Origin of the sequence: Streptomyces sp. NPDC014006, from assembly GCF_043088925.1 — a bacterium.
Taxonomy (GTDB): Bacteria; Actinomycetota; Actinomycetes; order Streptomycetales; family Streptomycetaceae; genus Streptomyces.
Window position 1 is genome coordinate 512848 of sequence record NZ_JBICAJ010000001.1, and the last position, 25663, is coordinate 538510.

At 71.9% G+C, this 25663-nt stretch carries 20 protein-coding genes; 10 read left to right on the forward strand and 10 right to left on the reverse strand.

Going from position 1 to position 25663, the window contains the following annotated elements; genetic code table 11:
- Position 1: 1 nt before the first annotated feature.
- Entirely contained in the window at positions 2-973 is a 972-nt protein-coding gene (locus tag ACF1GV_RS02340; RefSeq protein ID WP_391677035.1) for a metal ABC transporter substrate-binding protein, read from the reverse strand.
- 184 nt (positions 974-1157) lie between these two features.
- Here ACF1GV_RS02340 and ACF1GV_RS02345 point away from each other — a divergent pair, with 184 nt between their 5' ends.
- Positions 1158-2540 (forward strand): glycine--tRNA ligase, encoded by a 1383-nt coding sequence (locus tag ACF1GV_RS02345; protein ID WP_363264655.1) that lies wholly within the window; start codon positions 1158-1160, stop codon positions 2538-2540.
- A 72-nt stretch (positions 2541-2612) separates the two neighbouring features.
- Here ACF1GV_RS02345 and ACF1GV_RS02350 read toward each other — a convergent pair whose 3' ends face one another.
- A complete protein-coding gene (locus ACF1GV_RS02350; protein ID WP_391677037.1) occupies positions 2613-3041 on the reverse strand; it encodes a nuclear transport factor 2 family protein in 429 nt (142 codons plus the stop codon).
- Positions 3042-3127: 86 nt separating this feature from the next.
- Between ACF1GV_RS02350 and ACF1GV_RS02355 the strand changes: the two genes are divergently transcribed.
- From ACF1GV_RS02355 to ACF1GV_RS02365, 3 genes are all read left to right on the forward strand, one after another.
- Positions 3128-3730: a TetR/AcrR family transcriptional regulator gene (locus ACF1GV_RS02355; protein ID WP_391677039.1), complete on the forward strand. Its 603-nt coding sequence runs from the start codon at positions 3128-3130 to the stop codon at positions 3728-3730.
- A gap of 90 nt (positions 3731-3820) precedes the next feature.
- Positions 3821-4831 (forward strand): aldo/keto reductase, encoded by a 1011-nt coding sequence (locus tag ACF1GV_RS02360; RefSeq protein WP_391677041.1) that lies wholly within the window; start codon positions 3821-3823, stop codon positions 4829-4831.
- A 25-nt stretch (positions 4832-4856) separates the two neighbouring features.
- Positions 4857-5447 carry a TetR/AcrR family transcriptional regulator gene (locus ACF1GV_RS02365; RefSeq protein ID WP_391677043.1) on the forward strand — a complete coding sequence of 197 codons (591 nt, stop codon included), beginning with the start codon at positions 4857-4859 and terminating at the stop codon, positions 5445-5447.
- 48 nt (positions 5448-5495) lie between these two features.
- On the opposite strand, the gene ACF1GV_RS02370 is transcribed toward ACF1GV_RS02365, so the two are convergent.
- The 3 genes from ACF1GV_RS02370 to ACF1GV_RS02380 form a co-directional block, all read right to left on the reverse strand.
- Positions 5496-6059 (reverse strand): dihydrofolate reductase family protein, encoded by a 564-nt coding sequence (locus tag ACF1GV_RS02370; RefSeq protein WP_391677045.1) that lies wholly within the window; start codon positions 6057-6059, stop codon positions 5496-5498.
- A 30-nt stretch (positions 6060-6089) separates the two neighbouring features.
- Entirely contained in the window at positions 6090-7232 is a 1143-nt protein-coding gene (locus ACF1GV_RS02375) for a serine hydrolase domain-containing protein (protein WP_391677047.1), read from the reverse strand.
- 69 nt (positions 7233-7301) lie between these two features.
- Positions 7302-8732: an MFS transporter gene (locus tag ACF1GV_RS02380; RefSeq protein ID WP_391677048.1), complete on the reverse strand. Its 1431-nt coding sequence runs from the start codon at positions 8730-8732 to the stop codon at positions 7302-7304.
- Between the two features lie 101 nt (positions 8733-8833).
- Here ACF1GV_RS02380 and ACF1GV_RS02385 point away from each other — a divergent pair, with 101 nt between their 5' ends.
- Complete coding sequence (locus ACF1GV_RS02385; protein WP_391677050.1) at positions 8834-9724, forward strand: helix-turn-helix transcriptional regulator; 891 nt, start codon at positions 8834-8836, stop codon at positions 9722-9724.
- A 210-nt stretch (positions 9725-9934) separates the two neighbouring features.
- Here ACF1GV_RS02385 and ACF1GV_RS02390 read toward each other — a convergent pair whose 3' ends face one another.
- A complete protein-coding gene (locus tag ACF1GV_RS02390) occupies positions 9935-11386 on the reverse strand; it encodes an MFS transporter (RefSeq protein WP_391677052.1) in 1452 nt (483 codons plus the stop codon).
- A gap of 81 nt (positions 11387-11467) precedes the next feature.
- On the opposite strand from ACF1GV_RS02390, the gene dusB reads away from it, so the two are divergent.
- Positions 11468-12622, forward strand: coding sequence for a tRNA dihydrouridine synthase DusB (gene dusB / locus ACF1GV_RS02395; RefSeq protein WP_391677053.1), 1155 nt, complete (start codon positions 11468-11470; stop codon positions 12620-12622).
- A gap of 103 nt (positions 12623-12725) precedes the next feature.
- Here the strand turns inward: dusB and ACF1GV_RS02400 are convergent, their stop codons facing one another.
- The 3 genes from ACF1GV_RS02400 to ACF1GV_RS02410 form a co-directional block, all read right to left on the reverse strand.
- Positions 12726-14495, reverse strand: coding sequence for a CDP-alcohol phosphatidyltransferase (locus ACF1GV_RS02400; protein WP_391677054.1), 1770 nt, complete (start codon positions 14493-14495; stop codon positions 12726-12728).
- 207 nt (positions 14496-14702) lie between these two features.
- Positions 14703-16640: a glycogen debranching N-terminal domain-containing protein gene (locus tag ACF1GV_RS02405; protein WP_391677056.1), complete on the reverse strand. Its 1938-nt coding sequence runs from the start codon at positions 16638-16640 to the stop codon at positions 14703-14705.
- On the reverse strand, positions 16637-18115 hold the full coding sequence (locus tag ACF1GV_RS02410; RefSeq protein ID WP_391677057.1) for a hypothetical protein: 1479 nt from the start codon (positions 18113-18115) through the stop codon (positions 16637-16639). Before ACF1GV_RS02410 ends, ACF1GV_RS02405 begins: the two co-directional genes overlap by 4 nt.
- 121 nt (positions 18116-18236) lie before the next feature.
- Between ACF1GV_RS02410 and ACF1GV_RS02415 the strand changes: the two genes are divergently transcribed.
- The 4 genes from ACF1GV_RS02415 (at position 18237) to ACF1GV_RS02430 (ending at position 24870) form a co-directional block, all read left to right on the forward strand.
- On the forward strand, positions 18237-19508 hold the full coding sequence (locus tag ACF1GV_RS02415; protein ID WP_391677058.1) for an ROK family protein: 1272 nt from the start codon (positions 18237-18239) through the stop codon (positions 19506-19508).
- 1195 nt (positions 19509-20703) lie between these two features.
- Positions 20704-23451, forward strand: a complete 2748-nt coding sequence (gene ppdK / locus ACF1GV_RS02420; protein ID WP_391677060.1) for a pyruvate, phosphate dikinase — start codon at positions 20704-20706, stop codon at positions 23449-23451.
- Between the two features lie 492 nt (positions 23452-23943).
- Positions 23944-24303, forward strand: coding sequence for a hypothetical protein (locus tag ACF1GV_RS02425; RefSeq protein WP_391677061.1), 360 nt, complete (start codon positions 23944-23946; stop codon positions 24301-24303).
- 300 nt (positions 24304-24603) lie between these two features.
- Positions 24604-24870, forward strand: a complete 267-nt coding sequence (locus tag ACF1GV_RS02430; protein ID WP_391677063.1) for an FtsX-like permease family protein — start codon at positions 24604-24606, stop codon at positions 24868-24870.
- 111 nt (positions 24871-24981) lie between these two features.
- Here the strand turns inward: ACF1GV_RS02430 and ACF1GV_RS02435 are convergent, their stop codons facing one another.
- Positions 24982-25485, reverse strand: a complete 504-nt coding sequence (locus tag ACF1GV_RS02435; RefSeq protein WP_391677065.1) for an excalibur calcium-binding domain-containing protein — start codon at positions 25483-25485, stop codon at positions 24982-24984.
- Between the last annotated feature and the right edge of the window lie 178 nt (positions 25486-25663).

The following is a 25663-nucleotide window of genomic DNA, read 5'->3' on the forward strand; positions in this document are numbered from 1 at the left end:
CTCACTTGGTCCCCAGAGCGGTCTGCAGGGCCTTGAGGTTGGCCCGCATGACCTGGAGGTAGTCCTGGCCGCGGGACTTCTTCGTGATGCCCTCGATCGGGTCGAGGACGTCGGTCCTCAGGCCCGCGTCCCGGGCGACGGTCCTGGCGGTCTTGTCGCTGACGAGGGTCTCGTAGAAGACGGTGGAGACATGGTCCGCCTTCGCCATCTTCTCCAGCTCCCTGACGCGGGCGGCGCTCGGCTCCGACTCGGGGTCGAGGCCGTTGATGGCCTCCTCGGTCAGGCCGTAGCGCTCGGCGAGGTAGCCGAAGGCGGCGTGGGTGGTGAGGAACACCTTGGTCTTGGTGTTCTTCAGCCCGGCGGCGAACTCGGCGTCCAGGGCGTCGAGTTCGCCGACCAGCGCGGCCGTGTTCTTGCGGTAGTCCGCGGCGTGGAGCGGGTCGGCCTTGGCGAAGGCGGCGCCGACACCGCGGGCGACCTCGGCGTAGCGCACCGGGTCCAGCCAGATGTGCGGGTCCTGGCCGCCGCTCTCCTCGCCGTGCTCGTGGTCGTGCTCGTGGTCGTGCTCGGCGGCGTGCCCGCCGACCTCGTTGCCGTGCTTCTCCAGAGTGGTCAGGGAGGCGGCGTCGATCTTCGTGCGGGCCTCCGACTGGCCGACGGCCTCGTCGACGGCCGGTTGCAGGCCCTTGAGGTAGAGCACCGCGTCGGACTGCTCGACCCGCCCCCGCTGCCGGGCGCTGATCTCCAGGTCGTGCGGCTCCTGGCCGGGCGCGGTGAGGCTGGTGACGTTCACATGGCTGCCGCCGATCCGCTCGGCGAGATAGGCCATCGGGTAGAAGGATGCGACGACGTCGAACTTGTCCGTGTTGCCGGCGGCCGCGCTGTCACCGCCGCAGGCGGTCAGGGTGCCGATCCCGAGGCCGGCGACGGCGGTGGCCGCGGCGGCGGATATGAGGCGACGTCGTACGTTCATGACAGTCATTTTCAACTAACATGGAAACCGTTGTCAACAAGCCTGCTGAGAGCGCCGGACCGGCCCCGTTTTGCCCGTCCGGCCGGGCCCCCGATTTGGTTGAGGGGGAGCCCGCGCCGGTACGCTGAAGCATTCGCTGGAAGCATCTCGCTTCGTCGCCCGTCGTCGTAATGAAGAGAGCACCGTGGCCGCCGACAAGATCGACACCATCGTCAGCCTGAGCAAGCGCCGTGGCTTCGTTTTCCCCTGCAGTGAGATCTACGGCGGACAGCGTGCCGCCTGGGACTACGGACCGCTGGGTGTCGAGCTCAAGGAGAACATCAAGCGCCAGTGGTGGCGCTACATGGTGACGTCGCGCGAGGACGTGGTCGGTCTCGACTCGTCCGTGATCCTGGCCCCCGAGGTCTGGGTCGCCTCCGGCCACGTCGCCACCTTCACCGACCCGCTCACCGAGTGCACCTCCTGCCACAAGCGGTTCCGCGCGGACCACCTGGAGGAGGCCTACGAGGAGAAGAAGGGCCGTGCCCCCGAGAACGGCCTCGCCGACATCAACTGCCCGAACTGCGGCAACAAGGGCCAGTTCACCGAGCCCAAGCAGTTCTCCGGTCTGCTGTCGACGCACCTCGGCCCGACCCAGGACTCCGGCTCCGTCGCCTACCTGCGCCCCGAGACCGCCCAGGGCATCTTCACCAACTTCGCACAGGTGCAGACCACCTCGCGCCGCAAGCCGCCGTTCGGCATCGCCCAGATGGGCAAGTCGTTCCGCAACGAGATCACGCCGGGCAACTTCATCTTCCGCACCCGCGAGTTCGAGCAGATGGAGATGGAGTTCTTCGTCAAGCCCGGCGAGGACGAGCAGTGGCAGGAATACTGGATGGAGCAGCGCTGGAGCTGGTACACCGGCCTGGGTCTCCGTGAGGAGAACATGCGCTGGTACGAGCACCCGAAGGAGAAGCTCTCCCACTACTCCAAGCGCACCGCCGACATCGAGTACCGCTTCCAGTTCGGCGGCAGCGAGTGGGGCGAGCTGGAGGGTGTCGCCAACCGCACCGACTACGACCTGAGCGCGCACTCCAAGGCCTCCGGCCAGGACCTGGCCTACTACGACCAGGAGGCCGGCGAGCGCTGGACGCCGTACGTCATCGAGCCCGCGGCCGGTGTCGGCCGCACCATGCTGGCCTTCCTCCTCGACGCCTACGTCGAGGACGAGGCGCCGAACGCCAAGGGCAAGATGGAGAAGCGGACCGTGCTGCGCCTGGACCACCGTCTGGCGCCGGTGAAGGCCGCGGTGCTGCCGCTGTCCCGCAACCCCGAGCTGTCCCCGAAGGCCAAGGGCCTCGCACAGGCGCTGCGCCAGCACTGGAACATCGAGTTCGACGACGCCGGCGCGATCGGCCGCCGCTACCGCCGCCAGGACGAGATCGGTACGCCGTTCTGCGTCACGGTCGACTTCGACACGCTGGACGACAACGCGGTGACCGTCCGCGAGCGTGACTCGATGAAGCAGGAGCGGGTCTCCCTGGATCAGATCGAGGGCTACCTGGCTCAGCGTCTCGTCGGCTGCTGACGCCTCTCGCCTCGCGCCCGCCCGCCGCCCGGTTCATCCGGGCCGGCGGGCGGGCCTTTTCGTGCGCTCTCCTCACCTTCCGGCTGTGGCGACGCCCGAGGCGTCCAGGTAGTCGCGGACCCGGGTGAGCAGTCCGTCGTGGACGCACAGGACCAGAAGGCCGGGCACCGCGAAGGCGGGGCCGCCCGGCAGGGACGCCCGCACGACCTGCTCGGCGACGATCACCTCCGGGTCGCCGGTGTCGTGGACGGCGAGCTCCTCGATCGCCTCCACCCGGGCGGGGCTCGCACCCCAGGCCGCCCGGTACCCCGCGCGCACGGCCTCGCGGCCCTCGAAGCGCGGCGGGAAGCCGGGAGCGGTGAACGGGAACTCGTGCACCGCGTCCTCGGCATACAGATCGGCGAGGTCGTCGGCGGACTTGTCGAGCATCGCCCGGCGGTAGCGGGCCAGCACCTCGTGAGGTGTCCGGGCGGCGGGTTCGTGCTGGTCGTGTTCCTGCATGGGACCACTCCATTCACTCAACACTCGGTGAGTGAACGACGATAGGTGTCGGCCGGGCGTTCGGTCAACGGCTGTAGAGTGAACGCGTGCCGACCCCGCCCCCGTCCCGAGCCGACCGCCGCCGAGCCACCGAGACACGGATCCTCGACCGTGCGCGGGAGCTGTTCGCCGAGAGGGGGTTCGACCGCACCACCATCCGGGCCGTGGCGACGGCGGCGGGCGTCGATCCCGCCCTGGTCATGCAGTACTTCGGCTCGAAGCGCGAGCTGTTCACGCAGGCCGTCCAGACGCTCCCCGCGCCACCGGCGGACCTCGGCTCCGACGCGCTCGTCGACCAGCTGCTGGGCACGCTCGGCCTCAAGCTGGGCGGTCTCCCCGAGGGTGCGCTGGCGATGATGCGGTCCATGCTCACCGACCCCGCGGCGGCGGAGTACGTCCGGGACGCCCTCGGCCGCCAGATCGCCGGCATCGGCGGCGCGCTACCCGAGGCCGAGGATGCCGAGCTGCGTGCCGCACTCGTCGTCACCGCCTTGCTGGGCATCACCATCGGTCATCAGCTCCTGGGTCTGGCGCCGCTGTCCGACGCCCCGGCCGACCGCGTCGCCGCCCTGCTCCGGCCGGCCGTGCGGGCCCTGGTCGAACCGCGGGCCGACGCGGCAGGGGGTGACGAGGGTCCGGCAGGGCCGTGACGGGGGGTGCGGGAGGCGGCTGCGGCGACGAAGTTGGAATGACAGCTGACAGATATTGAAATCTGTCAGCCGTCATGTCAGGCTGGAGCCATGACGACGCGAACCCGCACCCTCGGAACCACCGGCCCCCAGGTCTCCGCCCTCGGCCTCGGCTGCATGGGCATGTCCGGCATGTACGGCGAGGCGGACCGCGCCGAGTCCCTCGCCACCATCCACGCCGCCCTGGAGGCCGGCGTCACCCTGCTCGACACCGGCGACTTCTACGGCATGGGCCACAACGAGCTGCTGATCGGCGAGGCGCTGCGCACCGCGCCGCCCGCCCTGCGCGAGAACGCGCTGCTCAGCGTCAAGTTCGGCGCCCTCCGCGACCCGGCAGGCGACTGGACCGGCTTCGACGGCCGCCCGGCCGCCGTGAAGACCTTCGCCGCGTACTCCCTCCAGCGCCTCGGCGTCGACCACATCGACATCTACCGGCCCGCCCGGCTCGACCCCGACGTGCCGATCGAGGAGACCGTCGGCGCGATCGCCGAACTGGTCGAGAAGGGGTACGTCCGGCACATCGGCCTGAGCGAGGTCGGCGCCGACACCATCCGCCGGGCCGCCGCGACCGCCCCGATCGCCGACCTCCAGATCGAGTACGCGCTCATCTCCCGTGGCCCCGAGCGGGAGATCCTGCCCACGCTGCGCGAACTCGGCATCGCCGTCACCGCGTACGGAGTGCTCTCCCGCGGCCTGATCTCCGGCCACTTCTCCGGCGACCGGCAGCTGGCCGCGCACGACTTCCGCGCCCACTCGCCCCGCTTCCAGGGCGACAACCTGCGGCACAACCTCGCGCTGGTCGAGTCGCTGCGCAAGATCGCCGAGGCCAAGGGCGCCACAGTCGCCCAGATCGCCATCGCCTGGGTGCTCTCCCGCGGTGAGGACATCGTCCCGCTGGTCGGCGCCCGCACCCGGGACAGGCTCGGCGAGGCCGTGGGCGCGCTGGACGTGACCCTGGACGCGTCCGACCTCGCCGCCATCGAGGCCGCCGTGCCGGCGGACGCGGTGGCCGGCGACCGGTACGCCCCCGCACAGATGGCCATGCTCGACAGCGAACGCTGATCCCGGTGCCAGGTACCGTCTAGACATGCCTCCGACCAGCGAGACCCTGACCACCGAGCGCATCCTCGAAGCCACCGAGGAGGTGCTGCGCCGCCACGGACCGGCCAAGGCGACCGTGGTCGACGTGGCCCGTGCGCTCGGCGTCAGTCACGGCAGCGTCTACCGGCACTTCCCCACCAAGGCGGCGCTGCGCGAGGCCGTGACCAAGCGGTGGCTGGACCGCACCTCGGAACGGCTCGCCGCGATCGCCGCGGCCGAGGACGACCCGAAGGAGCGGCTGCGGACCTGGCTCGCGACCCTGTTCGAGGCCAAGCGGCAGAAGGCGGGCGGCGACCCCGAGCTGTTCGCCACCTACACGGTGCTGACCGACGAGAACGGCACCACGGTCGGCGAGCACATCGCCGACCTGACCACCCAGCTGACCCGGATCGTCGAGGACGGCGTCGCCTCGGGCGCCTTCACCGCGGCCGACCCGGCCGTCGCGGCCCGCGCCGTCTTCCAGGCCACCGCCCGCTTCCACGACCCGTGCCACGCCGCCGAGTGGACGGACCCGGCGATCGAGACGGACTTCTCGGCGGTGGCGGACCTGGTGATACGGGGACTGACGGACCGCTAGAGGCGGCCCGCCCGGCACGCCGCCCTCCCGGCACTTCGCCAGCTTGGCCTAGCGCGCCACGAGGTAGCGGAGGTAGACCACTCTTGAGCCGAAGGTGCGGGTCTCGGCGAGTTCGAGATCCACCCGGCGCTCGTGCTGGGGGAAGAACGGGATGCCGCCGCCGACCAGCACCGGGTAGACCATGGCCCGGTACTCGTCGATCAGACCCGACGCGGCCACCTGGGCGGCGAGTCTCGCGCCGCCGATCGCGATCTCGTCCCGCCCCGGCTCGGCCCGCAACCGCTCGATTTCCTCGGTCAGGCCGCCGGAGGCCAGGCGGGCACGGCCCTGCACCGTCGACAGCGTGGTGGAGAACACCACCTTCGGGAGCGCCTTCCAGAGCGCGGTCCACTCGCGCTGGGAGTCGTCCAGCGACGGATCCTGGTCGGCGGTCTCCCAGTACAGCATCGTCTCGTACAGCCGTCGTCCCAGCAGGTGGACGCCGACCTGCCGGATCTCGTCGGTCCAGAAACGAAACGTCTCCTCGTCGGGCGCCGTCCAGCCGAAGGTGCCGTCCGGCCCGACGATGTAGCCGTCGAGTGAGACGCTCATCGAGTAGGTCACGCTGCGCATCCAAAGCCTCCTCGGGAGAACGGCGATCTGTCAGGCCCCGGTCCGGGCGCACGCCCGCCAGAACTCCCGCATCAGCGGGGTCGGTGTCGGGTTCCGCATGGCCACCTGGGTCAGCAGGATCGTGACCGTGTCCGTCGCCGGGATCAGATGGGCCGTCGTGCCGGTGCCGCCGACCCAGCCGTAGCGGCCGGGGACGTTCCACGGGTCGCGCGGGACCATGTCGACCTGGCCGCCGTAGCCCCAGCCCTGTCCCTCCAGGAAGAGCGCCGCGCTCTCACGCTGTTCCTCGGTGAGATGGTTGCCGGTCATCCGGCTCACCGAGGCGGGGGACAGCAGGTCCCCGCCCCCGGACAGCAGCATGCGGGCGAAGGCCAGCCAGTCGTCGGCGGTCGAGACCAGCCCGCCGCCTCCCGAGGTGAAGCGCGGAACGCTGCCGAACTCGCCGTCCGGAGTGTCCGCGAGCTCCAGGTCACCGCTCTCGGAAGGGTTGAAGGCCCAGGTGAACCGGTCCCGCTTGGCCGCCGGGACCTCGAACGCGGTGTCCTTCATCCCCAGCGGCTCGAAGATCCGCTCTGCCAGGAACTCCGGCAGCGTACGGCCCGTCACCCGGGCGACCAGCAGCCCCTGAAGGTCGGACGCCGTGCCGTACAGCCATGCCTCGCCCGGCTGGTGCAGCATCGGCACCTCGGCGAGCCGGGCGAGCCAGGTGTCCGGGCCGGGCCAGCTCTGCAGGGAGCGGCCGTCCTTCTGCACCTGGAACAGGCTCTGGACGGCGGGCAGTGAGAAGTCCGACGGGAAGCCCCAGCCGGGGCGGGAACTGAGCAGGTCCTCCACCGTGATCGGCCGCGTCGCCGGGACCACGTCCTCGACGGGTCCCGCGGGCGTGCGCATCACGCGCGGCTTCGCCAGCTCCGGCAGCCACTCGGCGATCGGGTCGTCCAGTGCGACGCGGCCCTCGTCAACCAGCATCAGCACCGCGGCTGCCGTGACCGGCTTGGTGATCGAGGCGATCCGGAAGATCGACTCCCGGCTCATCGGGACGCTGCCGCCGGCGTCCGCCGAGCCGACGGCGACCACCTCGACGTCATCGCCTCGCGCGACGAGGGCGACCGCCCCGGGGACGGTGCCGTCGTCGACCCGTCGGCGCAATGTGTCGTACAGCGTGCTGCTCATTCCTCGGCCTTCCGGTGCGGGCGCGTGATGACGGGGGTTACGACCGGCCACGGCACCGGAACTCATCGCTCAGCCCACCGTCCGCGGCAGCCGCAGACTCAGCAGGCCCGTCAGCGCCACCCCGGCCAGCTGGACCAGCAGGGCCGCGATCAGGGCGTCCCGCATGCCGATCCCAGGGGTCAGGGACAGGAAGAGGGTGCCCAGCGTGGCCACACCCAGCGCCAGGGACGCCTGCTGGGTCGTCGTCATCACGCCGCTGCCGACGCCGGCCCGCGCGGGTGGCACCTCGGAGAGGACCACCCGGTAGATCACGGGCAGTTGCAGGGCCTGGCCGACCCCGGCGACCGCCCCGCCCGGCAGCAGTTCCAGAACGCCCAGGTGGGGCCAGGACCGCCAGGCCGCCAGGACGATCAGCGCCAGGCCTGCGCCCTGCAGCACCGCGCCCGCCGTGACGACCCGGGTGCCGAACCGGGCCACCAGGCGCGGACCGGCCAGGGAGGTGAAGAAGAACGTCACGGCCAGCGGGGCCAGCGCCAGCCCGGCCGCCACCGGGCCGAGGCCCGCTCCCTGCTGGAGGGCGACGGCCACGACGAACATGAACCCACTGAACCCGATCGAGAACGGCAGGATCAGCACCAGTCCCCGGCGCAGCGACGCCAGCGCGAACAGGCTCGGCGGCACCAGCGGGGTCCGGCCGGCCCGATCCGCCCGGCGTTCCACGGTGAAGAAGGCGGCCGCCGCGACGGGGAACGCGGCCAGCGACAGCCACGTCCACACAGGCCAGCCCGCCGCCCGCCCCTCGGTGAGCGGGGCCAGCAGGGTGAGCAGGGCGACCGCGAGCAGGACCGTGCCGGGGCCGTCGACCGGCTCGGGACGCTGTGAGCGCGTCTCGGGCACCGTGCGCGCGGCCAGCAGCAGACCCACGACCACGACCGGCACATTGACCAGGAACACCGAGCGCCAGCCGGTGCCCCACAGGTCGGCGGCGACCAGCAGGCCGCCCAGGATCTGGCCCGCGACCATGGACAGGCCGGCCGTCGCGCCGTACAGGCCCATCGCGCGGGCGCGGCGCGCGCCGGACGTGGCCGCCTGGATGGTGGCCAGCACCTGCGGCAGCATCGCGGCGGACGCGGCGCCCTGGGCGACCCGTGCGGCGACCAGGGTCCAGGCGTCCGGGGCGAGCCCGCACGCCAGCGACGTCAGCCCGAAGGCGGCCATCCCGGCGAGGAACAGGCGCCGCCGGCCGAACAGGTCGCCGAGCCGGCCGCCGAGGACGAGCAGAACGGCGTAGGCGACGCCGTACCCGGCGACGACCAGCTCCAGCACGGACTCGCCGGCGTGCAGATCGCGGCCGATGGTGGGCAGGGCGACGTTGACGATGAAGAAGTCGATCAGCGGCAGTGCCGCCGCGAGCAGCACCGCGAACAACCCGGGCCCGCTCAGCGCGGGCGGTGTGGCAGGGTCGGATCGGACAGGGCGTGAAGTGATGGTCTCGGTCACGCCACCTAGCCTGCGCCGGGCCGGAGGCTGGTACCAGAGTGTCCTTGTCCTGGTACCAGCACTACCTGGAAACAGGACCCGCGAGGCGGCATCCTGGGAGCATGACCATGCTGGCCCAGGAGACGCAGCCCGGCCCCGCCGCCCCGCACGGCACCGAGATCCGCCGCCACGAGCTGGCCGCCTTTCTGCGCAGCCGCCGTGAGCGCCTCACCCCCGAGCAGGTCGGTTTGCCCCGCGGCCGCCGGCGCCGCACCCCCGGCCTGCGCCGCGAGGAGGTCGCCCAGCTCTCCGCGGTCGGCGTCACCTGGTACACGTGGCTGGAGCAGGCCCGCGACATCCAGGTCTCCGTGCAGGTACTGGACTCCCTCGCCCGCGCGCTCCGGCTCGACGGCACCGAACGCGCCCACCTCTTCCAGCTGGCCGGCGCCGTCGACCCGAGCCCGGCACAGAGCTGCCCCTCGGTGACGCCCGCGGTGCGGGCCCTGCTGGAGCAACTGGAGCCGGTCCCGGCGGCCATCCAGAACGACCGGTACGACATCGTCGCCTACAACCGCACCTACGGCCTGCTGATGTGCGACCTGGACGCGGTACCGCCCGAGGACCGCAACTGCCTGGTCCTGTCCTACACCCACCCGGACTGGCAGTCCTCGATCGTGAACCTTCAGGAGGCCCAGCGGCTGATGGCCGCCCGCTTCCGCGCCGCGATGGCCGGCCACCTGGGAGAACCGGCCTGGAAGATGCTCCTCAAGCGGCTGCGCGACCAGTCTCCCGACTTCCGCGAGGCCTGGGACCGCCACGAGGTCGTGGCCCACCGCACCAAGCGCAAGGAATTCCTCAACAAGTACGTGGGCCGCCTGGTGCTGGACCACACGGACCTGTGGCTCAACCCGGAGGTCGGCGCGCGCATGGTCACCTACGTCCCGGCGGACGAGGAGACGAGGGCACGTCTGGAGAAGCTGTACGGATACGCCGTGAAGGGGCGCGGGGCGTGACACTGTGCGGCTCCCCGCGTGGGCGCTAGCAACGCGAACCACCCGCGGCTAGGGTCTTTCGTTTGGATCAGGCCGGATCAGGGAGCGGGGTCTGGTGCCGTGGATCGCAAGGCGGAGGACGGCGCCATGGCGGAGCCATGGCAACCGACGACAACGCGGCGAGGCGCGGTGCCAGACCCCGCGAGCCCGGCATGATCCAAACGAGAGGCCCTAGGCCCGCTCAGAGGCCCCCGCAACCTGCCGCACCTCGTCCGACTGAAGCCTCTCGGCCGTACGCGACGCAGTCTCACGAGCCCAACGCCCACTGCTCAGGACGCCCAGCACCAGCACCGCGAGCCCGCAGCCCACCAGAATCCACCAACCAGGATTCGCTGCCGAGACGAACGCCTCCCGGTACGACGACGCTCCCACGCCGGAGGCCAAGACCGCCCCGACCACCGCAACGCCCAGGGTCTGCCCCAGCTGCCGGCTCGTGGAGGCGACCGCGGCGGCCACCCCGGCCTGGGCCCGCGGCATGCCCGACACCGCCGTGTTGGTGATCGGCGCGTTGACGAAGCCGAAGCCGATGCCGAAGAGCACGTATCCGAGGAACAGCGTCACGTCGGACGTCTCCGCCTCGAACCCGGCGAACAGCACCGCGCTCGCGGTCATCGCCACGCCCGCGATCAGCAGCGGAAGCCGAGGACCGCGGGAGCCGACCAGCCGCCCGGACAGCGGGGCGCACAGGAACGTCGGCACGGCCATCGGCAGCATCCACAGACCGGCGTGCAGAGCGCTCAGACCGCGCACGTTCTGCAGGTACAGCGTGGACAGGAACAGGAAGCCGCCCAGTGCCGCGAACGCGCTGATCGCTATCACGGTGGCCCCGCTGAACGGCGCCGAGTGGAAGAAGCGCAGGTCGATGAGGGGTTCGTCGCGCCGCGGCTCGTACCAGAGCAGGCCGAGCAGGGCGGCGAGGGCGACCGCGGCGAAGGGCAGCACGGAGGCGAGGCCGGCGGCCGGGGCCTCGATGATCGCGTAGGTCAGGGCGCCGAACAAGGCGATGACCAGCAGCTGGCCGACGGGGTCGGGGCGGCGGGCCTTGGGGGCGCGCGACTCGGGGACACAGCGCAGGGTGAGCAGCAGGGCCGCGAGGCCGACCGGCAGGTTGAGCCAGAAGATCGACCGCCAGCCGACCGTCTCCACCAGCACCCCGGCGACCATCGGGCCGGCGGCCATGGAGATGCCGACGACCGCGCCCCACACGCCGATGGCCCGGGCCCGCTCGCGCGGGTCGGTGAAGGTGTTGGTGATGATCGACATCGCCACCGGGTTGAGCATCGAGCCGCCGACCGCCTGGATCATGCGGAAAGCCACCAGCGCGTCGAGGCTGGGCGCGAGGGAGCACAGCGCCGATCCGGCCGTGAAGACCACCAGGCCCGCCATGAAGACCCGCTTGCGGCCGACGCGGTCGGCGGTGGAGCCGGCCAGCATCAGCAGGGAGGCCAGGACCAGCGTGTAGGCGTCGATCGTCCATTGCAGCCCGGAGGTCGACGCGTGCAGGTCGCGCTGCATGGCGGGCAGGGCGACGTTCAGAGCGGTGACGTCGAGGCTCACGATCAGCAGGCTCATGCAGCAGATCGCGAGCACGAGCAGTCTGCGGCGAGGGCTCAGCTCAGGCATGGGACCACGATACCCCTTATTGCTAGTGTGCCTAACTAATTACTTTGGTTCGTGTGGGCAGGCGTACGCGACAATGGGGCCATGCCCACGCCCACGACTGATGTGAACTCCACGCTGCGAATCGGTCCGCACCTCGTCGCACCGCCGGTGGTACTCGCTCCCATGGCGGGTATCACGAACGCGCCCTTCCGCACCCTGTGCAGGGAGTTCAGTGGCGGCAAGGGTCTGTTCGTCAGCGAGATGATCACCACCAGGGCGCTGGTCGAGCGCAACGACAAGACCATGCAGCTGATCCGCTTCGACGAGAGCGAGCGCCCCCGCTCCATCCAGCTGTACGGCGTCGACCCTGCCACTGTCGGCAAGGCCGTCCGCATGATCGTCGAGGAGGACCTCGCCGACCACATCGACCTGAACTTCGGCTGCCCGGTCCCGAAGGTGACCCGCAAGGGCGGCGGCTCCGCGCTGCCGTACAAGCGGAACCTGCTGCGGGCCATCCTGCGCGAGGCCGTCAGCGGCGCCGGGGACCTGCCGGTGACGATGAAGATGCGCAAGGGCATCGACGACGACCACCTCACCTACCTCGACGCCGGCCGCATCGCCGTCGAGGAGGGCGTCACCGCCATCGCGCTGCACGGCCGCACCACCGCCCAGCACTACGGCGGCACCGCCGACTGGGACGCCATCGCCCGGCTCAAGGAGCACGTGCCGGAGATCCCCGTCCTCGGCAACGGCGACATCTGGTGCGCCGAGGACGCGCTGCGCATGGTCCGCGAGACCGGCTGCGACGGCGTCGTCGTGGGCCGCGGCTGCCTCGGCCGGCCGTGGCTGTTCGCCGACCTGGTGGCCGCCTTCGAGGGGCGCACCGCGGACTTCGTACGGCCCACCCTGCGCGAGGTCGCCGACGTCATGGTCCGGCACGCCACCCTGCTCGGCGAGTGGCTCGGCGACGAGTCGCGGGGCGTGATCGACTTCCGCAAGCACGTCGCCTGGTACCTCAAGGGCTTCGCCGTCGGCTCCGAGATGCGCAAGCGCCTCGCGATCACCTCCACCCTTGAGGACCTGCGCTCCGGTCTCGACGAGCTGGACCTCGACCAGCCCTGGCCGGCCGGCGCCGACGGCCCGCGCGGCCGCACCTCCGGCAACAACCGTGTGGTCCTGCCCGACGGCTGGCTGAAGGACCCCTACGACTGCGCGGGCGTCACCGAGGACGCCGAGCTGGACACCTCCGGCGGCTGACCGGCCACCGGGCGGCGGGGGACGGTCAGCTTGCGAAGAGGCGGGGGCCGGTCAGCTCCCGGAGAGGCGGGGGACGGTCAGCTCCCGGAGAGGCGGGGGCCGGTCACTCCCCGGAGGGGTGGGGGACGGAGCCGTACGCCGTCAGGAAGCGGTCGCGGAAGGCGCTCATCTTCCACACCGGCGCGGTGTGCGCGGGCCGCAGCCCGTCGGTCCAGCCCCACCCGGCGATCTTCTGCAGCACCTTCGGGTCCTTGGCGACGATGGACACCGGGACGTCCCGGCTGGCGTGGTTGCCGCTGACCCGGGCGATCGGCTGGTGGTCGCCGAGGAAGACCAGCACGGTGTCCTCGGTGCCGTAGCGCTGAAGCCACTGGGTGAGCGCGGTCACCGAGTACTGGATCGACTTGCCGTACTCCTCGCGGGAGGCCGTGGAGTCGGCGATGACGTCCGCGGACTTCTTGCCCGCCTTCTCGATCGGGCCGTAGATCCTGCCGTCGCCCAGTTGGTCCCAGCCGACCATGTGCGGGATCGGCGCCCAGGGCTGGTGGCTGGAGGTCAGGATGATCTCCGACATCAGCGGCTTGCCGCGCTCACGGCCGTGCTCGCGCTGCTGGAACTGCTGCAGCGCGAACTGGTCGGGCATCGTCGACCAGCTGAACTTCGGTCCGTGGTAGCCCAGTTGGAAGGCGTTGTACACCTTGTCCAGGCCGTAGTACTTCTGCTCCGGCCAGGCCTTCACCACGCCCGGCATCACCCCGACGGTGTCCCACGCGCCGGTCTTGGCGAACACCTTCGTCAGACTCAGGTGGTCGCTGGCCATGACCGTGCGGTAGCGCTGCTGGTTACTGATCCACAGGCCGGACATGAAGGTGGAGTGGCCGAGCCAGCTGCCGCCGCCGTACGTCGCCGACGTCAGCCAGCCGCTCTTCGCGTGGAAGCCCGCCTTGGCGAGCGCCTGGGTGCGCGCGGCGAGGGTGCCGTCCACGCCCGGCGCCATGACCGGGTCCTCGATCGCGCTGCGGCCGTAACTCTCGATGAACGTGAAGATCACGTCCTTGCCCCGCAGATCCGGCACGAGCTGGGCCGGCGGGGTGTTCCCGAAGGCGTCGGCCCGGGCCTCCTTGCCGAACGCGGCCTCGTCGCGCACCGTGTCCCGGACGGTACGGGCCTGCGCCTTCGCGACGGCCGCGGCGTGCCGCGAGGCCAGCGGGGCGCCCGCGAACTGCACACCGAGCGCCGTGCACGCGATCCACACCGTCCCGGCGATCAGCGCACCCCGGGCCGCGCGCGCCCGGTGCCGGGCGAGCACCGAGCCGAGGCGCACGGCGGACAGCGCGACGAGGACGACCAGAGCCACGACCAGGGCGATCGCGCCCACCGTGAGACCGAGCGCCGCCGTGGAGCCCAGGGAGTCCGCGACGTAGGAGCGGGCGTCGTCGAACAGCCCCCAGTCCAGGATCATGTTGAACGGCCGGCCCAGATACTCCGTGAAGCCGATGTCCAGCATGTCCAGCACGGCCAGCCAGCCCACCAGCGCCCCGGCGAGCGCCGCCGCGACGATCCGCGCCCGCCGCGGCAGGTACAGCAGCACGACCGCCCCGATGATCGCCTCGGCCGGCAGCCGCACGAACGCGGAGGGCCGCAGCCCGGCCTGCGTGTTCGGCATCTGAAGGGCCATCTGGACGAGAAGAGCGGCGAGCACGGTGACGGCGAGGGACAACCACCGGGCGGCGGAGGGATGCCGGGCCCGCCACCGGGCGAGCCGAGCACGCACGTGCGGGGCGCGGAAGAAGCGGCGGGCGCCGGAGGACTCGGCGGCGAGGGGCGCCGCGGCGCCCTCTTCCCGCTCACGCGTACTGGTGTCCTGAGACAACCCGGGGTCCTTCCGACGGTGGGCCACGACGTCCTCCCGTACGACGGCCCCGGGACCCCCGTTCACGAGCTTCGGCAAACACCCGGCAAACGGTTCCGAGAAGTGCCGGGCAGGGCAATGCCGGCAAGGGGCGCGGGGAACTGCGCGACAAGCCACAGTGACCCGCACCCCGCAGACGACGGAACCCCTGCGACGCCCTCCGGCCCCCTATGCGCCGCCCACAGCCGCAAGAAGCGCAAGAGGAGCCGCCGCAGACCTGGCTTCCCGCACACACGCATGCGGATACGGCACCGGCTCCGCATGAGCCCCGCGCCCATACCCCGCCATGACCTCCGGCAGCCGGTGCCCGCTCACCGCCGCCGCGTCGACCAGCCCCCGTGCGACCACCCGCGCCTCGTCGTGCAACCCGTAGCGCGCCAGCCCGAGCGCGATGACCGCGTTGTCGTGCGGCCACACCGAACCGCGGTGGTACGACAGCGGGTGGTACGCCGGCTGCCCGGCCGCCAGCGTGCGCACGCCCCAGCCCGAGAAGAAGTCCGGCTCCAGCAGGCGTCGGCCCACCTGCTCGCCGTACTCCTTGTCCAGCAGCCCCGACCACAGCAGATGCCCGGCGTCCGAGGCCAGCGCGTCGACCCGGCGGCCCGTCCCGTCCAGGGCCAGCGCCGGGAAGTCGTGCTCCGGCATCCAGAAGTCCCGCTGGAAGCGGTCGCGCAGATCGGTGGCGGCCTGTTCCAGCAGGGCCGCGTACGCCTCGTCCCGCCACACCGTGCGCGCCAGCCACGCCGTGCGGCGCAGCGCGTCGTAGCCGTAGCCCTGGGCGCCCGCCGCCATCACCGGGCCGCCGGGCCGGGTGCCGTCGGCGGAGCAGATCGCGCCGGGGGAGTCCTTCCAGTTCTGGTTGGCGAGGCCGCCGCGGTCGGCGCGGTAGACCAGGTAGCCGCGGGAGGTGAGCCCCCCGTGGTCCAGCATCCAGTCCACGGCAGCGCGGGCGTGCGGCTGGAGCCGGCGGCCCAGTTCGCTGTCGCCGGTCTGCTCGACGTACGCGCCGAGCAGGACGAGGAAGAGCGGGGTCGCGTCGACCGAGCCGTAGTACCGCCCGTACGGCACCTGCCCGAAGTGGGCCAGCTCGCCGTGGCGGACCTCGTGCACGATCTTGCCGGGCTGGGCGACCGGCGCGGCCCCGTCCTCGCCCGCCTGGGTCGCGGCGAGCGCGAGGAGCGTGTCGGCGGCCGGCCGGGGCCGGTAGGGCAGGGTGAACAGCGAGGTGAGCAGGGCGTCCCGGCCGAGCAGCGTCAGGTACCAGGGCGCGCCCGCCGCGGGCACCCGCAGCTCCTCGCCGTCCGGTCCCCGCGCCGGCACCTGGAGCGCGGCGAGGTCGGCGAGGCCGCGCGCACAGGCCGCGGCCAGCTCCGGCCAGCCGGTGGGGAAGGCCACGCCCTCGAGGAACCGCTCCTCGTCCGCCCGCAGCCGCTCGGCGACCGACCGCGGGGAGCGCGGCACGCGCAGCGCCCGCTTCTCCCCGTGCGGGCGGGCCATCACCCGCAGGGTCAGCTCGGCCGTGCCGTGCGCAGGCAGATCCAGCGTCCACACCATCCGCCGCGCGCCCGTGCCGGTCTCCTCGACGGCGTCCGGGGCCGGGTCCGCGCCGACCGTCGTGCACGAGCGCCACTCGCTGCGCCGGTAGGTGAACTCCACCCCGTCGTCCAGGATCCGGCGGGAGCGTACGACGCCGAGCTTGGCGTAGGTGCGGTGGTCGGAGCGCAGCTCGAACTGGTCGGCGAAGTCGGCGTCGACGGTCAGGGCGAGCCGTACCGTCGTCGGCACCGGCCGGTTGCCGACCACCCGCAGCACCTCGACGAACGAACCGTCCCCGACGGCCTGTTCCCGGAACAGCGTGTACGCGGGCGGCTCGTCGCGGCCGCCGCGCGGCACCAGCACACAGCGCGCGGTGTCCCCGCCCGCGACCGGCGTCAGTGTCTCGGGCACCGCGCCGTCGACGGTCAGCTGCCAGCGGCTCAGATGCCGCCCGTCCCGCACGAACAGCCCGTCGGGCACGTGCCCGCCGCGCACCCCGGTGATGTCGCCGCCGTCGCCCACCGCGGCGAACGTCCCCCCGTACACCAGCAGATGATGCCGATCGCTCATCCCCCGTCCCCTCCCCTTGAGTCCCTGTCGCTGCTCTTTCCGAACGTCTCGCCGGCCCCCGGGGACACGCCCGCGCCGAGGGACCGCCCTGCCGGGCCGTGCAACAGGTCGAGCGCCAGCGCCGCCGTCCAGCCGAAGTTCCGCGTCCCGCACGGCTCGCCGGTGTACGGGTCGACGTACTCGGCGAAACCGGAGGTGTCCGCGCAGGTCAGCAGCGCCCGCGCGAGCCCGTCGGCCCGCTCCCGCTCACCGTGGGTCCGCAGCCCGCGTTCCATCAGCCAGCCGGTGTTGAACCAGGCCGGGCCCCGCCAGTAGCGGTGCGGGTCGAAGGACTCGCCGAGCAGGTCGTAGCTGGGCACCAGGCGGGTGGTCGTGCCCAGCCCGAAGTGCGGCCCGGTGAGCGTGGTGACCAGGGCCGCGGCCTGCTCGCGCGGCAGCGCCGGCAGCAGCAGCGGGATCAGCCCGGACACCCCGCGCTCGCCGATCAGGCCGCCGCCGACGACGTCCCGGCCGAAGAACATGGACCGCGCCGGGTCCCACAGCCGCGCCACGAGCACCCCGGTCAGCCGCTCGGCGCGCGCGTGGCGGGCCGCGCCGGGCGCGCCCAGCTCGTGCGCGATCCGCGCCAGGGCGTGCTCGGAGGCGATGAGCAGGGCGTTGAAGGCGGGGTCCTCGACGGCGAAGTCGCCCTTCCCGTCGGCGTATCCGCGGTCCCGGTAGTCGGCCGCGAGGCGTACGTAGCGCCCGTAGTCCAGGTCCGTGGGCCGGTCCTGGGCCGCCCCGTGCTCGAGGTCGGCGCGGCGGAAGGAGCGGGCCGGGGCGGGGGTGACGCGGGCGAGCGGGGCGTCCCAGCAGGGGCTGTTGTCCATGCCCTGCTCCCAGGGGTGCACCACGGACACCAGCCCGCCGCCGCCCAGGTCCCGCCGGTGCAGCAGATACCGGTGCCAGGCGGCCAGCTTGGGATACAGCCCGGCGAGGAAGCCGCGCGCCCGGGACACCTCCGGGTCGGCCCGGTGCACCAGCCAGGCGGCCAGCGCGTGTACCGGTGGCTGCACGATGCCCGAGGTCTGTACGGTGCGCGGGGCGCCGGCGGCGCGGCCGGCGCCGGTGGAGCGCCAGAAGTCGGGGCTGGGGAAGTAGGCGTCGAGGGGGACGGCGGGATTGAAGACGATGTGCGGCACACGCCCGTCGCCCCACTGCGCGGCCAGCAGCGTCTCCAGCTCCGTCTGCGCCCGTAACGGGGAGAGGTGCCTGAGCCCGATCGCGGTGAACGCCGAGTCCCACGACCACTGGTGCGGATACAGGGTGCGGGAGGGCACGGTGGAGGTGCCGGTCCAATTGGCGTTCAGTACGGCCGCGGCCCTGCCGTGCAGTCCGGCGGGTACGGCTGGGGGATCGTGGGCGGTGTCCCGCCCGGTGCGGCGGGCGGTGATCGGCTCGGTGCCGCGTGCGCTGAGCTGGGCCGTGCGATCCACTCGGGACTCCCCGAAAGACGTGCGGCCGAGCGGACCGGCCGGGACCACCTTGAGTTACGTCTATTTAACACGCAGAACCTACTGTGTAATGCAGGATGGGGAAACGCAAGGGGGTGCGGGCATGACCGGACGGACCGGAGAAGCCGGGCGGACCGGGCGGACCGGAGAGGCCGCACGGCCCGGCAGGGCCGGGCGCGGCGCGCCGCAGACCGGCGCCGGGGACCTGCTCGAGCTGGTGCGCAGCGGCCGCGCGACCACGCGCGGGGCGCTGCAGCAGGCGACCGGGCTGTCCCGGGCGACCGTCGGCCAGCGCCTGGACCGGCTGTTCCGGGCGGGCTGGCTGCGCGAGGGCGCCGGCGGGCCGGTCGACTCACCGCTGGGCGGCCGCCCCTCCATCACCCTCGAGTTCGACGACGAGCACGCGCTCGTCCTCGCGGCCGACCTGGACACCCGGCACGCCCGAGCGGCCCTGCTGACCCTGACCGGCGAGATCCTCGCCGAGCGCTCCGGAACCCTGGTGATCGAAGACGGACCGGAGGCCGTTCTCGGCGAACTGGGCCGCTGGTTCGCCGGCCTGCCGGCCGCCGCGGGTCGGCCCGCGGCACAGGTGTGCGGCATCGGGCTGGCCGTGCCGGGCCCGGTGGACAGCGAGTCGGGCCGGGTGGTGCAGCCGCCGATCATGCCGGGCTGGGACGGCTACGACATAACGGGCCGCCTCGCCAGAGCCTTCACCGACCACACGGGCCTGCCACCGGTCCCGGTCCTGGTCGACAACGACGCGAACCTGATGGCGTACGGCGAACAGCGCACGTCCTACCCCGACTGCTCGGCGTTCGCGCTGGTCAAGGTGTCCACGGGTATCGGCGCGGGCATGGTGGTGGACGGCTGCGTCTACCGGGGCGTCGACGGCGGCGCCGGCGACATCGGGCACATCCGGGTGCCGGGCGGTGAGCGGGCGCTGTGCCGGTGCGGTTCCTACGGCTGTCTCGCGGCCGTCGCGAGCGGCGGCGCCGTGGCGCGGCGGCTGGCGGAGGCGGGGGTCGCGGCGGCGTCCGGCTCGGATGTGCGGGAGCTGCTGGCGGCCGGGCATCCGGAGGCGGTGGGGCTGGCGCGGGAGGCGGGGCGCCGGGTCGGCGAGGTGCTGGCGACCGTGGTGACCCTGCTGAACCCGGGCGTGCTGATGATCGCGGGTGATCTTGCGGGCACCGCGTTCGTCACCGGCGTACGGGAGCTGCTGTACCAGCGGGCGCTGCCGCGCTCCACCGCTCATCTGGAGGTGGTGACCTCGCGGCTGGGGGAGCGTGCGGCGCTGGTGGGCGCGGGTGCGGTGGTGGTGGAGCACCTGTACGCCCCGGAGCGGGTGGAGGAGCGGTTGCGGGCGCTGGGCGTGTGAACGGCACGGAGCCGGAGCAGCCCTTTTGCCCTGGCCCCGTCAAGGGCGGCATGCCCGCCCGCTTCATTGCCGCCCGGCACGGTGCCGCACCGCACTGACCGGCTGCGATCGCGCTGCCGGTGATGTCGCCCGGCGTGTCCTCGCCGGCCCCGACCGTCTGCCCGCGGTGGAATCGCTGCCGGCCGTCCACGGCCTCGGGGCACTCGGTATCCGGCCCCCGTGTTCACGCAAGGGGCGGCCTCGGCATCGGCCGCCGAGGCCAGCGGTACCCACTGGGAAGCGCGGGGTGAAGGTGCCGTCGCAGAGCCTTCACGGCAGTCGGGGGAGGGCGCCCGTCGACCGTCCGCTGCGCCCCGTGCCGTACGGCGCACTCGGCGCGGCGCCGCGCCGAGTGGTCGGCTGCGTCGAGCGCCAGCTCCGGCGGACCGGTGCCGACGCTACCGGCCGGCCTGCCGGCGCCGTGCCGTGTCATGACGTACACGGCGCCCGGCCGAGCGGCCTCGAGTGTCACAGCGGGGCACGCACGGGGTCGGGATGCCGTTGGCCCGCACCAGGGTCCCCTTGACCGTGGCGGAGGCCGTGTAGCTGCCGCTGAGGACCTGCAGCAGGGACAGGCCGGTGTTGAGAGGGGGCCGCCCCGGAGGCGTCGGTGACGGCGGTGCCGACCACCTGGCCGCCCGCGGAGAACGTCACCGGCACTCCGGCCGCGGCCGGAGTCACGGTCGCCCGCGGCGTGGCGGTGAACAGATTCGGCAGGGGAAGGGCAAGGGCTCGGCCCCTCCCGGGCGTGTGAGGGCTCGACCGTCCGGATACTCGTCCGCATGGTGAAATCCCGTCCCCTGTGGGAGCGTGATTCTCGCCACCCCTGATAAGGGTTGCGCTCAGATGAGCGAATCAAGAGCGATTGCACTTCATCAAGGGGTGGCACTCAGTGCCACGACTTGATCGTTCATCGGAGAAAATCAGACGTGCCGAAAGCCGCTCATATGAGCGCTGCGCACGGTCTACGGGTGTTGATGCGTTCAAGAAGTGAAAACAAAAAGCCTCGGTTGCTTGCCAAGCCTTGACTTTCGATCCGCTGGCAGACGACTGGTTACAGGCGTATGACGTGCAAGTGGACGTACCCAGGCGCCTTCGATCTGGGTATGTTCCTCGACGTCAGGGCAGCCACCGCGTCCTCGAGGAGTCGAGACCCGTGTCGGAAAACAAAGATCAGCAGCGACCCGCGTCGGGCAACAGCGTTGAGGGCGTGAAGTTCGTTTACGACTTCACCGAGGGCAACAAGGACCTCAAGGACCTCCTCGGCGGCAAGGGTGCCAACCTCGCCGAGATGACGAACCTGGGCCTTCCGGTCCCGCCCGGTTTCACCATCACCACGGAGGCCTGCAAGGTCTACCTCGACAGCGGCGAGGAGCCGGCGGCACTGCGTGACGAGGTGAGCGCACACCTCGACGCGCTGGAGAGCCGGATGGGCAAGAAGCTCGGTCAGGCCGACAACCCGCTCCTGGTCTCCGTACGCTCCGGCGCGAAGTTCTCCATGCCGGGCATGATGGACACGGTCCTCAACATCGGCCTCTCGGACAAGTCCGTGAAGGGCCTCGCCGAGCAGGCCGGCGACGAGCGCTTCGCGTGGGACTCCTACCGGCGCCTCATCCAGATGTTCGGCAAGACCGTCCTCGGCGTCGACGGCGAACTCTTCGAGGACGCCCTGGAGAAGGCCAAGGAGGCCAAGAAGGTCGCGGTCGACACCGAGCTGGAGGCCGCCGACCTGAAGAAGCTGGTCACCACCTTCAAGAAGATCGTGAAGAAGGAGACCGGCCGGGACTTCCCGCAGGACCCGCGCGAGCAGATGGACCTCGCCATCCGCGCCGTCTTCGACTCCTGGAACGGCGACCGCGCCAAGCTCTACCGCCGCCAGGAGCGCATCCCCGGCGACCTGGGCACCGCGGTCAACGTCTGCTCGATGGTCTTCGGCAACCTCGGCCCCGACTCCGGCACCGGCGTCGCCTTCACCCGCGACCCCGCCTCCGGCCACCAGGGCGTCTACGGCGACTACCTGCAGAACGCGCAGGGCGAGGACGTCGTCGCCGGCATCCGCAACACGGTGCCGCTCGCGGACCTGGAGAAGCTCGACAAGAAGTCGTACGACGAGCTGATGCAGATCATGGAGACCCTTGAGAACCACTACAAGGATCTCTGCGACATCGAGTTCACCATCGAGCGCGGCAAGCTGTGGATGCTGCAGACCCGCGTCGGCAAGCGCACCGCGGCCGCGGCCTTCCGCATCGCCACGCAGCTCGTCGACCAGGGCCTGATCGACGAGGCGGAGGCCCTCCAGCGCGTCAACGGCGCCCAGCTCGCGCAGCTGATGTTCCCGCGCTTCGACGAGAAGGCCAAGGTCCAGCAGGTCGGCCGCGGCATCGCGGCCTCGCCGGGCGCGGCCGTCGGCAAGGCCGTCTTCGACTCCTACACCGCGGTGAAGTGGTCCCGATCGGGCGAGAAGGTCATCCTGGTCCGCCGCGAGACCAATCCCGACGACCTGGACGGCATGATCGCCGCCGAGGGCATCCTGACCAGCCGCGGCGGCAAGACCTCCCATGCCGCCGTCGTCGCCCGCGGCATGGGCAAGACCTGTGTCTGCGGCGCTGAGGAGCTGGAGGTCGACACCAAGCGCCGCCGGATGACGGTGCCGGGCGGCCACGTCGTCGAGGAAGGCGACCTGATCTCCATCGACGGCTCCAGCGGCAAGGTGTACCTCGGTGAGGTACCGGTCGTCCCCTCTCCCGTGGTGGAGTACTTCGAGGGCCGTATGCACGCGGGCGCCGACGACGCCGACGAGCTGGTCGAGGCCGTGCACCGCATCATGGCGTTCGCCGACCGCAAGCGCCGCCTGCGGGTGCGCGCCAACGCCGACAACGCGGAAGACGCGCTGCGGGCGAGGAGGTTCGGCGCCCAGGGCATCGGCCTGTGCCGCACCGAGCACATGTTCCTCGGCGACCGCCGCGAGCTGGTCGAGCGCCTGATCCTGGCGGACACGGAGGAAGAGCGCGAGGCGTCGCTGAAGGCGCTTCTTCCCCTCCAGAAGAAGGACTTCGTCGAACTCTTCGAGGCGATGGACGGCCTCCCGGTCACGGTCCGTCTCCTGGACCCGCCGTTGCACGAGTTCCTGCCCGACATCACGGAGCTGTCGGTCCGCGTGGCCCTGGCCGAGTCCCGTCAGGAGCCGCACGAGAACGACCTGCGCCTGCTGCAGGCCGTACACCGCCTGCACGAGCAGAACCCGATGCTGGGCCTGCGCGGCGTACGCCTCGGCCTCGTGATCCCCGGCCTGTTCACGATGCAGGTCCGCGCGATCGCGGAGGCGGCGGCGGAGCGTAAGAACGCCAAGGGCGACCCGCGCGCCGAGATCATGATCCCGCTCGTGGGCACGGTCCAGGAGCTGGAGATCGTCCGCGAGGAGGCCGACCGGGTCATCGCGGAGGTCCAGGCGGCGACGGGCACGGAGCTGAACCTGGCGATCGGCACGATGATCGAGCTGCCGCGTGCCGCGCTCACCGCGGGTCAGATCGCGGAGGCGGCGGAGTTCTTCTCCTTCGGCACGAACGACCTGACCCAGACGGTGTGGGGCTTCAGCCGCGACGACGTGGAGGCGAGCTTCTTCACGGCGTACCTGGAGAAGGGCATCTTCGGCGTCAGCCCCTTCGAGACGATCGACAAGGACGGCGTCGGCTCCCTGGTCAAGCTGGCGGCCGAAGCGGGCCGCCAGACCCGCCCCGACCTGAAGCTCGGCGTCTGCGGCGAGCACGGCGGTGACCCGGAGTCGGTCCACTTCTTCCACGAGGTCGGCCTGGACTACGTCTCCTGCTCCCCGTTCCGCATCCCGGTGGCCCGCCTGGAGGCCGGCCGCGCGGCGACCCAGTCGGAGGGCAGCGACCACCGCTGATCCCTGCGGGGGGCGTGGACCATGCGGGGTCCACGCGCCCCGGCCTGCAAAGGCCGGCCGAGGCCCGGGACCCCGGCCCACGAAGGCCGGGTGAACCCGGGACCCGGCCCACCAGGGCCGGGAAAGCCCCGGAGCCGCCGCTTGTCACCCGACCCTCACCGATCGGCGACGGCTCCGGCCCACGAAGAGAGGGCGGCACCCTTGTGCGGGGGTGCCGCCCTTTCGGGGGTGGGGGGGGGCAGGTGCGGGCCGTGATCGCGCCGACAGTGGGTGAGCCACCGCAGCGCCCACGACCGCGAGCCGCAAGGCCCAGGGTGAGACCTGAGAACCGCATGGCGGTGCCGCCCCCGCCGCCTCGTGGGTTCCAGGCGATCGACACTGACCTCAACTGCTGCTCAGAGGTTGGCTCTTCGCTCCAAGAGGGCGCCGCCGGGGACATAGCCTGCCCGTGTTCGACCGCCTACTCGGGGCGGTTCCGACAGGGGGCTACCTGTGAGTATCCGTTCCGGCGCCGCTGTCGTTCCGGCAGCCGTCGCACTGTGCTGCCTGGGGCTGACCGCCTGCACGGGATCCGCCGAAGCCGGCCATCCGTTCGCGAGCGGAAAGACGGGAAGGTCGCCTGCCGCGGACGTAGCGACTGGCCGGCCGGCTGAACACATCGAGGCTGAAGCAGTCACTGCCGCGCCGAAGCTTCCCTCCGGCGAACGTCTGGCCCAGGTGGCCGCGGCGAGGGGGAACCGTCGGATCGAACTCGGAAGGATCCACGCGGGTGGCCTGGCGGTGTCGGTGAGCTGCCAGGGCAAGGGCACGCTGACGGTGAAGGTGGAGCCCAGGAGTCTCCGGATCACCTGATGTGGTGGTCGTCCGAAGAGTGAAGGATTCAGCACGTTACCGACCCATTACCTTCGGTCATCGCCGGGGTTCACTGTGGTCCTCGGCTTACTGAGAGGCAAGCAATGAAGAAGGCAATGGCCGGCGTCTTGGCGGCGCGTGCGTTTCCCCTGGGAGCCGGCACCGCGGCGGCTACGCCGGGGTGGCACCCCCGTCCCTTCTGCCGTCCGCTTTCCGTCCCGAAGGCGCGACGCTGATCCTCGCCAGTGGCTCCGGTCCCGACGCAGTCCGCTCTTTGTCAAGACGCTCCTTGGCGCCGGCATGGTCCTGGGCCTCGTCATCGGCGTAGCCGCCTACCTCGTCGCCTCCGCCGACCGGGCCGTCGAGCGGCGTTCTCAGGTCACCGCCTTGGCGCTCCTCGGGGCCAGGCCCTGGACCTTGCGGGGTGTGCAGGTCGCGCAGGTCGTCGTGCCGTTGGCCGTCGGGCTGGTGCTCGCCGTCGTGGCCGGGAAGGCCGCCGAGTCGAGCTATCTCGTCACGGGGGGTGGGGACATCTTCTGGGACGGGGACGGGGAATGCCCCTGCTGATCGGGTGTGCCCTCGGGGCCGTCCTCGTCGCCGCGCTCGGATCCTTGCCCCTCATCGGGCGGCGGATCGACCCCGAGTTGATCCGGCGGGACTGAGACCCCGGCGCCCGCCTCACTCGCACGCGACCCCGTCGCCGTCCCGGTCGAGGCGCGAGGAATAGCCGGGGTCGCCCGCGTACAGCGGGGCCGCGCCGGCCGCCCGGGCCTCGCTGCAGTTGGCGTAGTACGCGCTCCCCCCGCCCGAGCCGGATCCCGAGTCCCCGCCGGAAGCCACGTCGTCCGCCGGCTCGGCCGTGACCGTCTTCGTCGTCGTCACCTTCACCGTCTCCGTGACCGTCACCGCCGGCTCGGGCTTCGCCGAAGCCGAAGCCGAAGCCGAAGCCGAAGCCGAAGCCGTCGGCGTCGGCGTCGCCGTAACCGTCGCCGTGGCGGTCACCGTGGTCGTCGGGGCGGGGCTCGCCGCCGCCGGTTTCGCGTCCGGCATCGTGCCCTCCTGCTCGCTGCTCGCGCCGATGCCGACGCCGAGGAACAGGGTCAGCAGCAGGGCCGGGACGGCGTAGCGCTTGCGCGCCCAGCCGGGGCGGGTCGGGGACGGCGTGGTGTACGGGTTCGTCATGCGGTCGCTCTCCGATGTGACAGTTGATCGTTTGACGAACCTAGTGCCGCACCCCCGCTCGTGAAGGCGTTGTGGCTCTTTTGTGATGAGGGATGGGTGGGGGGCGTCCCGGCCGTCCTCACACCGGCCCCGAAAAGCCCCTCGGATCCCTCACACGCACCCCCCACCCCCGCTGAGG

Excerpts from the sequence above, each read along its gene's own strand:
- ACF1GV_RS02340 (WP_391677035.1), bottom strand. The coding sequence starts at position 973 with ATGAACGTACGACGTCGCCTCATATCCGCCGCCGCGGCCACCGCCGTC.
- ACF1GV_RS02350 (WP_391677037.1), bottom strand. The coding sequence starts at position 3,041 with ATGCAGGAACACGACCAGCACGAACCCGCCGCCCGGACACCTCACGAG.
- ACF1GV_RS02360 (WP_391677041.1), top strand. The coding sequence starts at position 3,821 with ATGACGACGCGAACCCGCACCCTCGGAACCACCGGCCCCCAGGTCTCC.
- ACF1GV_RS02365 (WP_391677043.1), top strand. The coding sequence starts at position 4,857 with ATGCCTCCGACCAGCGAGACCCTGACCACCGAGCGCATCCTCGAAGCC.
- ACF1GV_RS02370 (WP_391677045.1), bottom strand. The coding sequence starts at position 6,059 with ATGCGCAGCGTGACCTACTCGATGAGCGTCTCACTCGACGGCTACATC.
- ACF1GV_RS02375 (WP_391677047.1), bottom strand. The coding sequence starts at position 7,232 with ATGAGCAGCACGCTGTACGACACATTGCGCCGACGGGTCGACGACGGC.
- ACF1GV_RS02385 (WP_391677050.1), top strand. The coding sequence starts at position 8,834 with ATGACCATGCTGGCCCAGGAGACGCAGCCCGGCCCCGCCGCCCCGCAC.
- ACF1GV_RS02390 (WP_391677052.1), bottom strand. The coding sequence starts at position 11,386 with ATGCCTGAGCTGAGCCCTCGCCGCAGACTGCTCGTGCTCGCGATCTGC.
- dusB (WP_391677053.1), top strand. The coding sequence starts at position 11,468 with ATGCCCACGCCCACGACTGATGTGAACTCCACGCTGCGAATCGGTCCG.
- ACF1GV_RS02405 (WP_391677056.1), bottom strand. The coding sequence starts at position 16,640 with ATGAGCGATCGGCATCATCTGCTGGTGTACGGGGGGACGTTCGCCGCG.
- ACF1GV_RS02415 (WP_391677058.1), top strand. The coding sequence starts at position 18,237 with ATGACCGGACGGACCGGAGAAGCCGGGCGGACCGGGCGGACCGGAGAG.
- ACF1GV_RS02430 (WP_391677063.1), top strand. The coding sequence starts at position 24,604 with ATGGTCCTGGGCCTCGTCATCGGCGTAGCCGCCTACCTCGTCGCCTCC.
- ACF1GV_RS02435 (WP_391677065.1), bottom strand. The coding sequence starts at position 25,485 with ATGACGAACCCGTACACCACGCCGTCCCCGACCCGCCCCGGCTGGGCG.